The organism is Streptomyces marispadix (assembly GCF_022524345.1).
GTDB lineage: Bacteria > Actinomycetota > Actinomycetes > Streptomycetales > Streptomycetaceae > Streptomyces > Streptomyces marispadix.
This window is the reverse complement of record NZ_JAKWJU010000002.1, coordinates 1,280,767-1,296,589: the sequence shown is the minus strand read 5'-3', so window position 1 is coordinate 1,296,589 and position 15,823 is coordinate 1,280,767. Positions and strand designations below refer to the sequence as shown.

At 68.5% G+C, this 15,823-nt stretch carries 7 protein-coding genes; all 7 read right to left on the bottom strand.

The window, feature by feature from the left end; translation table 11 throughout:
• Positions 1–55 precede the first annotated feature (55 nt).
• The 7 genes from MMA15_RS05585 to MMA15_RS27800 all read right to left on the bottom strand — a co-directional run bounded on the left by MMA15_RS05585 (position 56) and on the right by MMA15_RS27800 (position 15,077).
• Complete coding sequence (locus tag MMA15_RS05585) at positions 56–271, bottom strand: hypothetical protein (protein WP_241057889.1); 216 nt, start codon at positions 269–271, stop codon at positions 56–58.
• Positions 268–768, bottom strand: a complete 501-nt coding sequence (locus tag MMA15_RS05580; protein ID WP_241057888.1) for a hypothetical protein — start codon at positions 766–768, stop codon at positions 268–270. Before MMA15_RS05580 ends, MMA15_RS05585 begins: the two co-directional genes overlap by 4 nt.
• A gap of 79 nt (positions 769–847) precedes the next feature.
• On the bottom strand, positions 848–2,686 hold the full coding sequence (locus MMA15_RS05575) for a choline/carnitine O-acyltransferase (protein ID WP_241057887.1): 1,839 nt from the start codon (positions 2,684–2,686) through the stop codon (positions 848–850).
• Positions 2,687–2,694: 8 nt separating this feature from the next.
• Positions 2,695–3,657 carry a class I SAM-dependent methyltransferase gene (locus MMA15_RS05570; RefSeq protein ID WP_241057886.1) on the bottom strand — a complete coding sequence of 321 codons (963 nt, stop codon included), beginning with the start codon at positions 3,655–3,657 and terminating at the stop codon, positions 2,695–2,697.
• Between the two features lie 71 nt (positions 3,658–3,728).
• Positions 3,729–4,598, bottom strand: coding sequence for a HalD/BesD family halogenase (locus MMA15_RS05565; RefSeq protein WP_241057885.1), 870 nt, complete (start codon positions 4,596–4,598; stop codon positions 3,729–3,731).
• Positions 4,599–5,388: 790 nt separating this feature from the next.
• Entirely contained in the window at positions 5,389–6,750 is a 1,362-nt protein-coding gene (locus MMA15_RS05560; protein WP_241057884.1) for an ABC transporter substrate-binding protein, read from the bottom strand.
• A 575-nt stretch (positions 6,751–7,325) separates the two neighbouring features.
• A complete protein-coding gene (locus tag MMA15_RS27800; protein ID WP_277400035.1) occupies positions 7,326–15,077 on the bottom strand; it encodes an Ig-like domain repeat protein in 7,752 nt (2,583 codons plus the stop codon).
• Between the last annotated feature and the right edge of the window lie 746 nt (positions 15,078–15,823).

Genomic DNA, 15,823 nt, shown 5'->3' with positions numbered 1-15,823 from the left:
GCGCCAGGTCCTACGTGATGCCGACGGGGAACCGCGCGTGAGGCTCCTGCGGCAGTCACGCCTCGAACTCCCTGGCACCCGAGCCCAGTTCCAGCAGCACGTCGGCACAGCGCGGATCGAGCTTCACCGCGAACGACAGCGGACCGCTGCCGTCCTGGAAGACCCAGTGGATCTGCGTCCACACCTCCAGCGCCAGGGCCTCGGCCGCGCGCCGTGTCGCCCGTAGCGTGCACTCCTCGCGCAGGGAGGCGTCGGCGGTGCCCTCCCTCAAACGCAGGTCGGCGGCTGCCGACTCGACCAGTGCGGAGGCCCGTTCACCACGGGAGTGCATCGCCAGGGCGAACGCGTCGGCACGTGCGTGCTCGCCGGTGAGCGCTGCGGCCTTCGCCAGGGCCCGCTGTGGGCCTCGTCGGGGCCGTGGCGGCGGGTGACGAAGAACGACGCCACGTCGACACCGCTCGGCGGTTCCAGCACGAACGAGGACATCAGCGCCGTCTTCCCCGCCCACGGAGCCGCCTGCCACCACAGGTACCGCTGATCTCCGGCGCAGAACTCCACCAGTTCGGCCAGCTCCTCCTCCCGGTCCAGCAGCCGCTCAGGTGCGAACCTCTCGCGGACGGCGGCCAGATGGGCTCCGGCGGCCCCCGGCAGTGCCGCCCCCGACCGGGCCGGGAGCGCGTCGCCCCGCGGGTCCAGTACCGACGGAGCCAGCGCTGCCAGCAGCAACTCCCGTTCCGCGGGCGGCAGTTCCGCGATGCAGCGGTCCACTCGGCGGGCCCACCTGGCCAACCGGCCAACCGGCCAATTGGCCAGGTGCCCAAGTGTCTTGCTGTGCCTACGGGGGGGGCTAGTCCGCGAGCAGCTCCCGCAGTTCGGCCACCGCGCCCTTCAACTCCTCCGCGAACGTGTGCATCTGCTCGGCCACCGCACGCGGCGTGCTCAGATAGAGGTTGAAGCGCTCCGGCAGCAGCACATACGCCACGCCGATGCAGCGGCTGCTCGTCGAACCGAAGCCGAAGAACTGGATGTTGGTGGACGGAGCGGAGCTGGTGCTCAGATAGTCGTCCCTCATCGTCAGCCAGCCCGCGCTGCGGTACAGCGACGGCTGCTCCGGCACGCCCAGCTCCTCGCCCCGCCGCCGCTGGATCAACTCCAGTTCCCACAGGTGCTGTTCGGGCGCCTCGACGGCCTGGCACTCCTTCGCACGCCGCACATGCCCCTCCGCCGCCGCCCGGAAGGCCGCGCGCCGCGTCGCCGCGTCCGCCTCCGGGTCCTCCATGGCGTCCGTGAACGCGAACATCTCCGGGGTGACGACGCGCATCGCCTCCGTACGGCCGTGCCTGTACTGCCGCGTGGCGATCGACTCGTAGGTGGCGCCCAGATGGCCCTTGGCCCTCCGGTGCGCCAACTGGTAGGCCGCCTGCACGAAGGCGTCCGGCGAGACGCCGAGCGACTTCGCGTTGTTGCTGCCGAAATCGTCGAAGGTGACCGTGCGGGTCGCCGTGCTGCGTCCGTACTCCGCGAACTCCTCGGCGGCGGTGCGCACTTGGCCGCGCAGCGCATCGTTCAGCGTGAAGCGCACCGGCTCCGTCGACGGCGGGCCCTGTGCCCGTGCACCCGACTGCTCGGAGTGCACCGACGCCGGAACGGGCAGCAGCGCGTCGACGAAGCTGAGGATGGTGGTGCCGTCCAGCTCGCAGTGCTCCACGTTCAGCCCGGCGCGACCGTCCTCGAAGACCACGAACGACACGGACTTGTCGAACCAGCGGTTGCCGCGGTCCCCGTACAGCAGCTCGTCGCACGCCTCCTGGACGCCCGAAGGCGCGAAGTCCTCCAGGCACACGCAGAACAGCGCGTCCTCGACCGTACGCAGGGCCTCGGCGTTGCCGGGATCCACGTCCAGCAGCGACGCACGCGCACGTGCCCAGTCCGCGCGGGCCATGGTGGTGAGGTGGCCCACCGACGTGCCGGGGGCGGCCGGTTCGGCGCCGGCCTTCATCACGTCGCGCAGCCCCGCCTGAAGGTCCTCCAGGTCGTGCGGCGCGCCGTCCTCTCCGACGACGTCCATGCGGAAGATGTTGCCGCGGAAGAAGACCAGGATGTGGCGCGCCCGGGACGGTCCGGGCCGCTCCTGCGAATACGGCGTACGGGACGTGTCCTGCTCGGTTCCCGGAATGCGGGTGCTGGAGAAGAGGTACTTGAGCTGCTGCATCGACTGCGGCCTGCCCCGCTGCACGACCGGCGGGATCGCCTCCTCGTCGATCTGCCGCTTGAAGTCGAGGGCGCCGGCGATGAGTCCGGCCGCCCGCTCGACCTGCTGCTCGTCGGAGTCCCTGAAGAGGAAGAAGAAGTTGGCGTTCAGCGCGATGCGGTCACGCCGCCCCAGATAGCGGTACGGCCAGAAGGTGTCGAGCCAACTGTGCACGCCCTCCGAGGAGTTGTACTCCTCCAGCGCCGCGTGCAGCGTACGGCCCGGTCCGTCGGCGGCGAGGAAGGCCGCCACCTCCTCCTTGGTCGCGGCCAGTTCGCCCGGGGGAAGCAGCGGCGCGCACCACTCGAGGAACTTCTCGCAGCTCGCCTCCAGCGTGGGCAGCGGTACGCGCGGCAGGGTCTCCTCCAGCGCGAACGTGGGGGTGGTCGGGGCGCTTCCGCTTCCCTGGGGCGCGCTCGGCTGACTGGTGTTCAATTCCGTTCTCACTTCGGTTCGTCGACGGGTCGGGTGACGGATGGGGTGCGCGGGGACGTCGGCGGGCCCTCGGCAGGGCCCGGTGCGGCGGCGGTCTCCCGCGCGAGACGCTCCGGGGACCACGGCCACCCCTCGGTGCCGGCGGGACGGGAAAGATACAGCCGTGCGTGGAGCCAGCCGTCGGCCTCCAGGCCGTCCGCGTCGACCCCGGCCTCCTTCATCGTCTCCAGCACCTGCGTCTGCTCCTGCTCCGACGCGAACCGGCGCTGCCGGAAGACGTCACCGGCGCACACCGTGCTGTATCCCAGCTCCTCAAGTGCCTTCTCCACGGGGCCGAACGGGAACATGCGCAGCACGAAGTGCGCCATCCACGGCCGCCGCTCTCCCATGGAGCGGACGATACGCGTAAGAGTGCGCTCGGTGACATAGCCGATGCAGCCCGTCGAGATCACCAGATCCGTACCGGCGAACTGCTCACGCTGGCGCGGCGAGGGCTCGGCGCGCTCCAGGTCGGCGTGGACCGCGTCGTCGAGGAAGCCCGCCTCCAGCGCATACGACAGTGCGCTGCCGGAGGTGTCGAGACCGGTGACGCTCACCGGGCGCACCGGACGGTGAGCGCGGGCCAGTCTGCGGTCGCGGGCCAGCAGGGCCTCAGGGGACTCCTCGGCGCGCGGGTCCGATCCGTCGCCGGCGTCGAGGTGTTCGTCGCAGTAGCGGGCGTAGAGCGCGTCCATGGTCACGTCGTACTTCAGCAGCGCGGCGTTGATCCCGTAGGAGCAGCCGATGTCGAGCACCTTGGGCACCGCGACCTGCCGGGCGTCGCGGTACTCCTCGATGAGCTTGGCGAAGTAGGGCTTCGCCTGCTGCGGCACGCAGTAGTCGAGCTTGCGCAACTCCCTGAAGTACGCCCGTGGATCGGGCTGGTTGTAGATGTGGTCGAGCGTGACTTTTCCGGTGGCGTCGAAGCGCACGACTGCTCCTGTGGAGGTGGCCGGGGCGGGGGACTCACGGCGGGAGGTGGGCGATGGGGGGAGGCAGGGGGTCAGTCGAGCAGCCGGTCGCCGCGCACCGCGCGGCCCTGCGCCTCCAGATGCTCCGGCAGTACGCGTCCGAAGAGCTGCTGAGTACGGGACACGCTCCCCACGACACCGGGCCGCTCGCTGTAGGCGAAGATCGCCGAGTGCCGGGCGAGACCGCCCCGCACGGGGCTGACGCGGTGCAGCGAGAAGCGGCCCTTGAAGAGCTGGAGGTCGCCGGGCCGAAGCCGCAGGCGCCGGGTCGACCCCTCGCCCCTGCCCTGAAGCACGTCGCGCACCCCGTCGAAGTTCTCCTCGTCCGCCGACCTGATGTTGGGGCAGTACTCGAAGACTCCGCCCTCCTCGGCCTCCTGGGTGAGCATGCTGACGGTGAACTCGTTGGTGTCGAAGTGCCAGGGGTGCTCCATGCCGGGCTCGACGACGTTGAGCACGAGCCCGGAGAGGGGGTCCGCCAGCTCGTGCAGCTCCCCGAGGTCGAAGCAGCGGGCGATGAAGCGCTGGAAGACCACGTCGGAGTAGAGGCGGCTGATGAGGGAGCCTGCGGGGATGCGGTCGCGGGCGACGAAGGCGTTGCCGCGCTCGAAGGCCATGCGTCCCGGGTGCTCCTCGGGCAGGTCGGGGCCGGCCGCCATGTTGTAGACGTTGACCGTCGCGACGTCGAAGTGCGCCCGCGGGGCCATGGCCGCGCACTCCTGCTGGAGCGTCCGCTGGAGGGAGGGCCGGATGAAGTCCGGCAGTACGGTGCACCCTTCGGCCAGCAGATCCTTCCTCGCACGGGAGAGGACGTCGCGTCCGCGGTGACCGTCGAGGTCCGCGAGGGGATACCGGTCCGTGTCGACCAGCTCGTCCAGTGTGGTCGCTTCCGAAGTGCTCATCCGATCCTCTCCCGCCTGCGGGCCGGCCTTCCGAGCCGTATGTCCTTCACGGGATCTCGGTGCCGCCCGGCGGCGCGCTGCCGTGGACGCGGCGCGTCGGCCGGTGCGGCCCGCCATGCCGGACCTCACCCTCGGAACCCCAACTCTACTGATGAGTAACGGAGTTGAAGCTCCCACATCCATGTACACGTTGTCTGTGACACGTCACACGGTGCGCATCCCGGCGTACGCCGGCCGCTCCGTGCGCGGGGCGTGCGGGGCGCGGTCGAACGGCGAAAGCCAGTGCGTGCACGGGGAGTCGGTCGCCCTGCGGGCTCACCGGCGTGCGGGCTCGATGGCTCGATGTCTCCGCTCGCGATGGGACGCCGGGGAGGTGTCTGTCACCCGGCTCGCCTCCGGCTCGCCTCCGAGTGGCCTGGCTCGCCTCGGTTCGGCTCAACTCGCCGGATTCCGCGCCGAGTCGGCCCGTAGCAGGGCGCGGCTGATGCAGGGGACGGATCTGGAGCCCGCCCGGAGCGGTCGGGCGGGGCTTCCCCCTGTGCGCGGCGGAGGTGCGCTCCCGGCCGGTCGAGCCGGGCGCCGCGGCCCCTGGTCATGCCGCGGGCTCTCCGCCCTCAATCGTGCGCTCTCGATGGTGCGTTGCCGTGCTGCGCTCTGAACGTGCGCTCTCGTTCTCGCTGTGCGCGCTCTGTCGCAGGTGTTGCCGTCCTACGTATGCCTGACGCACGTAGGCGCTCGGGTCTGCCGAACTCAGGTGCGACGTACGCGGTTGTGCCGCACGCAGATCACATCAGCCGGTGGTGCCCGTGGCCGAGGCGTCCAAGTAGGCCTTCGCCGCTGCCTGGTCGAGCTTCTGTGCCGTCTTCTCCGGGTCGGACGGGTCGCGGATGAACTCCTGGAGGAGCTGCCATTCGCCCTGCCCCGGGGTGCCGCCGAAGTCGCCGGGCGCCTGGTCGGACATGTCGAACTGCACTGCCTCACCGGCGTCCACGAGGGACTTGGCGACCTTGCGGGTCGTCTCGTCCGGGTAGGCGTCGAGGTCGAGGTTGATGTTGGGCGAGAGGAATCCGCCCTCCTTGGCCCAGATCTCGGCGGCCTTCGGGCTGGCCAGATACTCGATGAAGGACATGGCCATGTCCTTGTTCTTGCCGTCCTTCATGGCGACCGCGGCGTCGCCGCCGCTGATCACCGGCGGCTGCTTGCCCTTGCCCACCGGCGGGAACTCGAAGAAGTTGGCGTCGTCGTCGACCTTCCTGTTGAACTCGCCGGAGATGATCCCGGCCACGAAGTCGCCCTCGTAGACCATCGCTGCCTTGGGGTCCTTGCCGTAGACGGCTCCGACCGACTCGTTGAGGTCGGTGCGCAGTGCCTCGGTGCCTCCCCCGGCGACCATGTCCTTGCTCTTGAAGAGCTTGCCGAAGGTCTTCAGCGCCTTGATGACCGTGGGGTCGGTCCAGCCGATCTCGTTGGTGGCGAGCTTGGCGTAGTTGGTAAGCCCCGCCTGTGCGAGATAGATGTTCTCGAACCAGTCGGTGAGCGGCCAGGCGTCCTTGCCCGCCACCGAGAAGGCGGGGGTGCCGGCCCTGGAGAGCTTCTGGCCGGCGCTGATCATCTCCTTGTAGTCCTTCGGCGGCAGTACGTCCGCCTTCTCGAAGGCCTTCGGGCTGTACCAGACGGTCGACTTGTGCGAAGCCTTGAAGTAGAGCCCGTAGAAGATCCGGCGGACACTGCCGTAGTTCTGCCACACCAGCGCGAAGTTGCGCGCGGCCTCCAGTTCGACCCTCGGCGGCAGCGGTTCGAGCCAGCCCTTCTGTGCGAACTGCTGGAGCACACCCACCTGCGGCACCATCGCCACATCCGGGGATTTGCCCGCCTTACGCAGGTCGCGTATGAAAAGGGCGAAGTCGTCACGTCCTTGTGCACGGCTGGAGACGAACTTCACCTTGGCGCCGGTCTTCTTGGAGAAGCCGTCGAGCACCTTTCTGAAGTTCTTCCCCTCGCCTCCGGTCCAGGAGCCGGCGACCGTGAGGGTCTGGCCGCTGAACTCCTGCTCGCCGGAGGCGCTGTTCAGGCCGCTGCACGCCGTCGCCGTGACGGCGAGAGCGACTGCTGTGGCCGCAAGGCGTGATATCGCAATGCGAGGTCTTTTCATGATTTCTCTTTCGAGGCAGCTAACGCGGGTGCTGAAGTCGCCGTTCCACCAATTCGCAGTGGAGCCGGAAGTGCTGTCGCGGAGCAGCCGCCGACGGGGCAGGAGCGGTGAAGCATGGGCGCCTGGTCCGGGGCGGTGCTTGTGCTCGCTGTTCAACTGTCCGTCGCCACGCGAATGTTGTAGCTACGGGCGGGCGTCTCCAGTGAGCGCATGCTGCCCTCCGTACGGGCAGCGCTCACGGCGCAGATCTGGCCCGTAACGGGAGAACCGTCAGACGGGCTGGTCTGACCCGACCGGTTCGCGGGGTGTACGCGACTGACAACGTAGTGCAGTCGCCACCGCTGGAAAACGGTTGTGGCGCAATGCGACGTAAAAATCTACTCGCCGGTCGCCTCCGATGGTTGACCGCTTACGGCCATCGGCGTCAAAAGGCGCAAAGAACCTTGTGACTTACCGGCGAAGAACACTATGGAGACATGCGGGACATGGATCTGATGAAGGACATACGACAGTGAACACGGCGACGCCGGGCCGCGGAAGCGGCCCGGCGCGATTTTCTCCGAAGGTGTCCTGGGTCAGGGCAGGAGCGGTGAGCTGACCACGGTCAGGGTCCCGTTGCCCGAGGACGGCGAGAGGCACGCCGCACCCGCGAACGACGCCCTGTACGACTTCGCTGTGACGATCCCAGGCGGGACGGTGATGGTCGGCGGAGCAAGGGTCGCCACACCGCTCGCATTGGTCACGGCGGAGCCCAGAGCGATCGGTCCGCCCACCGCGTTGGCGACGAATGTGATCGTCTGGCCTGCGACCGGGGCGCCTCCCGAAGTCGTGAGCGTGGCGCTCATGGCCGGGATGACCCACGTGCCGTTGGTGCGCAGCCGGACCTGCGCCGGCGGTGCCGTGACCGTGGTGGTCTGCTGGCTGGACTGGAAGTTCACCGTGCCGACCGAGTTCAGGAAGCACTGATCACCGCTGTAGGTGGCCGTGATCGTGCCGCTGACCAGGCTGGAAGAGGTGAAGCACGCCTGGCCGCCCACGAGGCCGACCGGCTGGTTGAGCCCGCCGGGCCCGGTGAAGACGACCGTGCCGCTGGGCGCCCCGGAACCGGGGGACACCGGCGCCACAGTGGCGCAGACCGTGACGGGCTGGCCGCAGGCGGCCGGGTTGGGCGTCGCGGTGACGCTGGTGGTGGTTCCGGCCTTGTTGACCGCTAGTGCGACCGCTCCCGAAGAGCTGCTGAAGCAGCCGGGGTTGGCGCTGGTGTATTGGGCGGTGTAGGTGCCGGCCGCCGCCGACGGGACGGTGACGCAGCCCTCGCCGCCCACCAGGCCGACCGACTGGCTGAAGCCGCCGGGCCCGCTGAAGAGCACGGAGCCGGTGGGCGTGCCGCTGCCGGGCGAGGCCGTGGTGACGGTGGCGCACAGCTCCACCGACTGGCCGCACACCGCCGGGTTCGGATCAGCGGTGACGCCGGTGGTGGTGGACGCCGGATTGACGGTCACCGTTGTGGAACCGTTGGAGGCGCCGAAGCAGCTCGTACCGGCATAGCTGACCGTGACGGTGCCGCTCGTCAGGTTGCTGACGGTGATGCACCCCTGCCCGCCGGACAGGATCGCGCTGCCAAGCGGTCCCCCCGGCCCGGAGAAGGTGACGGCACCGGTCGGAGTCCCGGCGGCGGAGGAGACCGTGGCGCAGAGCTGCACCGGCTGTCCGCAGACCGAGGTGCTCGGGTTGGCCGTGACGCTGCTCGTGGTGGGCGCCGGGTTGACCGTGACGGTGGTCGTGCTGCTGGAGCCCGCGAAGCAGCCGGCGTCGTCGCTGAGGTAGGTGGCGGTGATGACTCCGCTCACCAGGCTCGTGGAGGTGTGGCACGCCTGGCCGCCGACGAGGCCGACCGACTGGCTGAAGCCGCCGGGCCCGCTGAAGAGCACGGAGCCGGTGGGCGTGCCGCTGCCGGGCGAGTCGGTGGTGACGGTGGCGCAGAGCTGCACCGGCTGTCCGCAGACCGAGGTGCTGGGGTCGGCGGTGACGGCGGTCGTCGTCGACGCCGCGCCGACGGTGACGCCGACCGATCCGGAAGAGCCACTGAAGCAGGCGGAGTCGTCGCTGGTGTAAACGGCGTTCACCGTGCCGGTGGCGAGCTCGGTCGTCGAGAAGCACGCCTCCCCGCTCTCGTCAAGAGGCACCGTCTCGCTCACCCCGCCGGGCCCGGTGACCAGAACACTTCCGCTCGGTGTACCGGCCTGTGGGAAGACCGCGTCGACCGACACACAGACCGTGACCTCCTGGCCGCAGACCGAGGTGTCCGGCGTCGCCGTGACCGTTGTGGTGGTCTGCGACGGGTTGACGGTGACTGCCTGCGTGTCGGACGAGTTGCCGAAGCAGGCGGAGTCGTCGCTGGTGTACGTGGCGGTGACGGTGCCGGAGGTGAGCGCCGTGGGTGCTAGGCACGCTTGGCCGTCGACGAGGGGCGCACTCTCATTGAGCCCTGCCCCGGTGAAGAGTACGGAGCCGGTGGGCGTGCCGCTGCCCGGCGTACTGGAGGTCACCTCTGCGCAGACCGTGACCGGTTGTCCACAGGTCGAGGTGACCGGGTCGACGGTGACCGTCGTCGTCGTGGCCGTCGGGTTGACGGTCACGGCCAGCGAACCCGAAGAGGCGGCGAAACAGCTCGGCGTGGCGCTCGCGTACGTGGCTGTGATGGTGCCGGAGGTGAGTGCCGTCGTGGTGATACAGCCCTGACCGTTCTCGAGGACCACCGGCTCGTTGAGGCCGGCGCCCGTCAGCAGTACGGAGCCGGTCGGCGTACCACTGCCGGGAGCGACCGGCGCGACGGCGACGCAGACCTCCACCGACTGCCCGCACGTGAACGGTCCCGGGGGATTCGTGGTGACCGTCGTCGTCGTGGACGCTGGGTTCACGGTCACCGTCCGGGTGCCGGAGGAGCCGGTGAAGCAGGCGTTGTTGCTGGTGTAGGTGGCGGTGATGAGGCCGCTGACCAGGGTGCTGGACGTGAAGCAGGCTTGGCCGCCGCCGTTCACCGGCACTGTCTCGTTGAGACCGCCCGGTCCGGTGAAGAGTACGGAGCCGGTCGGTGTGCCGCCGCCCGGCGCGTTCGCGAAGACGACGGCGCAGACGGTGACCGCCTGTCCGCAGACCGACGTCGCGGGGAAGGCCGAGACGACGGTCGAGGTCGAGGTCGGGTTGACGGTGACGGCCAGCGAGCCCGTGGAGTTGGCGAAGCAGCCCGGGTTGCCGCTGGTGTAGGTGGCGGTGATGGTGCCGGAGGTGAGTGCCGTCGTGGGCGGGAGGCATGCCTGGCCGTCGATGACGGGCGCACTCTCGTTGAGTCCTGCCCCGGTGAAGAGTACGGAGCCGGTGGGCGTGCCGCTGCCTGGTGTGCTTGTGGTGACGGTGGCGCAGACCGTGACCGACTGTCCGCAGACGAACGGGCCGGCGGGCGTCGTGGTCACGTTGGTCGTTGTGGTTGCCGGGTTGACCGTCACCCCTTGTGTATCGCTGGAGTTGGCGAAGCAGCCCGGGTTGCCGCTGGTGTAGGTGGCGGTGATGGTGCCGGAGGTGAGTGCCGTCGTGGGCGGGAGGCATGCCTGGCCGTCGATGACGGGCGCACTCTCGTTGAGTCCTGCCCCGGTGAAGGTGACGGTGCCGGTGGGCGTGCCGCTGCCTGGTGTGCTTGTGGTGACGGTGGCGCAGACCGTGACGGACTGTCCGCAGACGAACGGGCCGGCGGGCGTCGTGGTGATGTCCGTCGTGGTGGACGCGGGGCCCACTACCACCGCGAGGGTGCCGCTTGAGTCGGCCACGCAGTCGGGGTCGTCGCTGGTGTAGGTGGCGGTGATGGTGCCGGAGGTGAGTGCCGTCGTGGGCGGGAGGCATGCCTGGCCGTCGATGACGGGCGCACTCTCGTTGAGTCCTGCCCCGGTGAACAGCACGGTGCCGGCGAGTGTGCCGACGCCTGGCGTGCTTGTGGTGACGGTGGCGCAGACCGTGACCGACTGGCCGCAGACGAACGGACCCTCGGGCGTCGTGCCGACAGTGGTCGTGGTGGTGGCGGGGGTGATGGTGATCGGGAGGGCGGTGGCGGTGGCGTTGGTGAAGCAGTCGGGGTCGTTGCTGGTGTAAGTGGCGGTGATGTTGCCGCTGTTGGTGATGCTGGGGAAGGTGAAGCACGCCTGCCCGGTGGGGTCGACGGTGATGGGCGGTGAACTGGTCCCGCCGGGTTCGGTGATCACCACGGTGCCGGTGGGGATGTTGCCGGGTACATCGGTGTTGGCGACCTGGACACAGACTTCGATGGGCTGCCCGCAGAAGTACGGGGCGGTCGTGGTGATGCTGGTCGTCGCCGTGGTGTTCGCCGGGGTGATGGTGATCGGGAGGGCCGTGGCGGTGGCGTCGGTGAAGCAGTCAGGGTCGCTGCTGGTGTAACTCGCGGTGATGTTGCCGCTGTTGGTGATGCTCGGGAAGGTGAAGCACGCCTGCCCGGTCGGATCGACGGTGACGGGTCCGGAGGTGCCGCCGTCGGGTGCGGTGATCACCACGGTGCCGGTCGGGGTGTTGCCGGGTACGTCGGTGTTGGCGACCTGGACACACACCTCTACCGGTTGGCCGCAGAAGTAGGGGCCGGTGGTTTCGATGGTCGTGGTCGCCGTGGTGGTGGCGGGGGTGATGGTGAGCAGTACGCCTGGAGCGGTGGCGTTGGTGAAGCAGTCGGGGTCGCTGCTGGTGTAGGTGGCGGTGATGTTGCCGCTGTTGGTGATGCTGGGGAAGGTGAAGCAGGCCTGTCCGGTGGGGTCGACGGTGACGGGCGGTGAACTGGTCCCGCCGGGTTCGGTGATCACCACGGTGCCGGTCGGGGTGTTGCCGGGTACGTCGGTGTTGGCGACCTGGACACAGACTTCGATGGGTTGGCCGCAGAAGTAGGGGCCGGTGGTTTCGATGGTCGTGGTTGCCGTGGTGGTGGCGGGGGTGATGGTGAGCAGTACGCCTGGAGCGGTGGCGTTGCTGAAGCAGTCGGGGTCGTTGCTGGTGTAGGTGGCGGTGATGTTGCCGCTGTTGGTGATGCTGGGGAAGGTGAAGCAGGCCTGTCCGGTGGGGTCGACGGTGATGGGTCCGGAGGTGCCGCCGTCGGGTGCGGTGATCACCACGGTGCCGGTGGGGGTGTTGCCGGGTACGTCGGTGTTGGCGACCTGGACACAGACTTCGATGGGTTGGCCGCAGAAGTAGGGGCCGGTGGTTTCGATGGTCGTGGTTGCCGTGGTGGTGGCGGGGGTGATGGTGAGCAGTACGCCTGGAGCGGTGGCGTTGGTGAAGCAGTCGGGGTCGTTGCTGGTGTAGGTGGCGGTGATGTTGCCGCTGTTGGTGATGCTGGGGAAGGTGAAGCAGGCCTGCCCGGTCGGATCGACGGTGACGGGTCCGGAGGTGCCGCCGTCGGGTGCGGTGATCACCACGGTGCCGGTGGGGGTGTTGCCGGGTACGTCGGCGTTGGCGACCTGGACACACACCTCTACCGGCTGGCCGCAGAAGTAGGGGCCGGTGGTTTCGATGGTCGTGGTTGCCGTGGTGGTGGCGGGGGTGATGGTGAGCAGTACGCCTGGAGCGGTGGCGTTGGTGAAGCAGTCGGGGTCGCTGCTGGTGTAGGTGGCGGTGATGTTGCCGCTGTTGGTGATGCTGGGGAAGGTGAAGCACGCCTGCCCGGTCGGATCGACGGTGACGGGCGGTGAACTGGTCCCGCCGGGTTCGGTGATCACCACGGTGCCGGTCGGGGTGTTGCCGGGTACGTCGGTGTTGGCGACCTGGACACAGACTTCGATGGGTTGGCCGCAGAAGTAGGGGCCGGTGGTTTCGATGGTCGTGGTCGCCGTGGTGGTGGCGGGGGTGATGGTGATCGGGAGGGCGGTGGCGGTGGCGTTGGTGAAGCAGTCGGGGTCGTTGCTGGTGTAGGTGGCGGTGATGTTGCCGCTGTTGGTGATGCTGGGGAAGGTGAAGCAGGCCTGTCCGGTGGGGTCGACGGTGATGGGTCCGGAGGTGCCGCCGTCGGGTGCGGTGATCACCACGGTGCCGGTGGGGGTGTTGCCGGGTACGTCGGTGTTGGCGACCTGGACACAGACTTCGATGGGTTGGCCGCAGAAGTAGGGGCCGGTGGTTTCGATGGTCGTGGTCGCCGTGGTGGTGGCGGGGGTGATGGTGATCGGGAGGGCGGTGGCGGTGGCGTTGGTGAAGCAGTCGGGGTCGTTGCTGGTGTAGGTGGCGGTGATGTTGCCGCTGTTGGTGATGCTGGGGAAGGTGAAGCAGGCCTGCCCGGTGGGGTCGACGGTGATGGGCGGTGAATTGGTCCCGCCGGGTTCGGTGATGATGACGGTGCCGGTGGGGGTGTTGCCGGGTACGTCGGTGTTGGCGACCTGGACGCAGACTTCGATGGGTTGGCCGCAGAAGTAGGGGCCGGTGGTTTCGATGGTCGTGGTTGCCGTGGTGGTGGCGGGGGTGATGGTGAGCAGTACGCCTGGAGCGGTGGCGTTGGTGAAGCAGTCGGGGTCGCTGCTGGTGTAGGTGGCGGTGATGTTGCCGCTGTTGGTGATGCTGGGGAAGGTGAAGCAGGCCTGTCCGGTGGGGTCGACGGTGATGGGCGGTGAACTGGTCCCGCCGGGTTCGGTGATGATGACGGTGCCGGTCGGGGTGTTGCCGGGTACGTCGGTGTTGGCGACCTGGACACAGACTTCGATGGGTTGGCCGCAGAAGTAGGGGCCGGTGGTTTCGATGGTCGTGGTCGCCGTGGTGGTGGCGGGGGTGATGGTGATCGGGAGGGCGGTGGCGGTGGCGTTGGTGAAGCAGTCGGGGTCGTTGCTGGTGTAGGTGGCGGTGATGTTGCCGCTGTTGGTGATGCTGGGGAAGGTGAAGCAGGCCTGTCCGGTGGGGTCGACGGTGAGGGGTCCGGAGGTGCCGCCGTCGGGTGCGGTGATCACCACGGTGCCGGTGGGGATGTTGCCGGGTACATCGGTGTTGGCGACCTGGACGCACACCTCTACCGGTTGGCCGCAGAAGTACGGGGCGGTCGTGGTGATGCTGGTCGTCGCCGTGGTGTTCGCCGGGGTGATGGTGATTGGGAGGGCCGTGGCGGTGGCGTTGGTGAAGCAGTCAGGGTCGCTGCTGGTGTAAGTGGCGGTGATGTTGCCGCTGTTGGTGATGCTGGGGAAGGTGAAGCACGCCTGCCCGGTGGGGTCGACGGTGACGGGTCCGGAGGTGCCGCCGTCGGGTGCGGTGATCACCACGGTGCCGGTGGGGATGTTGCCGGGCACATCGGTGTTGGCGACCTGGACGCACACCTCTACCGGCTGGCCGCAGAAGTACGGGCCCGTCGTGGTGATACTGGTCGTCGCCGTGGTGGTGGCGGGGGTGATGGTGAGCAGTACGCCTGGAGCGGTGGCGTCGGTGAAGCAGTCAGGGTCGCTGCTGGTGTAACTCGCCGTGACGTTGCCGGTGGTGTCGATGCTGGGGAAGGTGAAGCAGGCCTGTCCGGTCGGATCGACGGTGATGGGCGGTGAACTGGTCCCGCCGGGTTCGGTGATGATGACGGTGCCGGTGGGGATGTTGCCGGGTACATCGGTGTTGTCGACCTGGACACACACCTCTACCGGCTGTCCGCAGAAGTACGGGCCGGTCGTGGTGATGCTGGTCGTCGCCGTCGTGGCACCAGCGGTCAGGGTCACACCGGCCACGGCGTTCGAGTTGCTGAAGCACGCGTCGTCGCTGATGTAGGTCGCCGTGATGTCGCCGGCGGTGTCGATGCTGGGGAAGGTGAAGCACGCCTGTCCGGTCGGATCGACGGTGACGGGCGGTGAACTGGTCCCGCCGGGTTCGGTGATGATGACGGTGCCGGTGGGGATGTTGCCGGGCACGTCGTTGTTGGCGACGGTGGCGCAGACTTCGACCTGGCTTCCACACAGAAACGGACTCGCCGGGTCTGTGGTGATGCTGACCCCGGTCGTCGCCGGATCGACGGTCTGATTGAAGACGGGCGACGTCGAGTTGTCGAACAGTGCCGGGTTGTCGCTGGTGTAGAGCGCGACCGTCGCGTGTTCACCGGTCGTGTCGAAGACGATCGGAGTCGTCGAGGCGGTGCTCTCGAACGGCCCGGGCCCTGGAGTCAGCGGGACCGTCTGCGACGGCCCGTCCTGGCTGACGAAGTAGGAGACCGTACCGGTCGGCTGAGCCGTCGAAGAGGTGTCGGTCACCGTCGCAGTGAAGACGACGGGTTCCCCGCAGAAGGAGGGGTCGTTGTCGGAAGTCAGGACTGTGGTGGTAGGTGCCATGGTGAGGCCCCTTTCGCAGATCCACGGATGGGAAGCGGGTGTTCGTCCTGTCGTCAGCGGTTTCGGGTGCGACTCAACAACGTGACGGAATTGCTGAGTTGCGCTGTGCGCCGCCCACGGAGTTCGGTGCGGCAGCCCGCTTTGTCGATGTATTCAGTAAGCGACACCGTTGACGCTCTGGGCCATACGAGTGGCGCGATAACACTCGTTCAGTGGAGCGCACCGGGACGTGCGGGGGCGTGCGAATTTGTGGCCGGGGGGCGCCGGGGCGCGCGGTTGTCGTGTCTCAAAACCACGTGGTGGCAGTCGATTTCGCTGCATCCGGCACGAGGGCGACTTTGCGGTGCGGCCGGAACACGGCAGTGGACGGAGACTCGCCGTGATCGAGGGCAGGCCGAGAAAATAATTGTGCGCCGCACGCGCCCCCGTAGTGCTCCGGGGGGCCGGAGGCCAGTCCCGGCGTTCCGCATCGGAAATCGCCCCGTCCGCCGCCAGGCCAAGTCGCCCTCGAACGCGTGTAGTTGAGATTGAGAGGGCTTCTCGAGGTCATATGGTCCCGGCTGTTTTGAGGTGCGCTCTCCACGCTGCGGCGCCGAAGTCCGTGTTGTGCCCAGCAACTTGGGTACGGCCACTCATCGTCACCGAGGACCGCATTTCATCCTCGGACGCCGATTCGGCCAGTCATGCTTCTCATGGGGGAGTGAACACAGCGCGCGCACAATCGCGCCCCGCCCCTGTCAATCGTG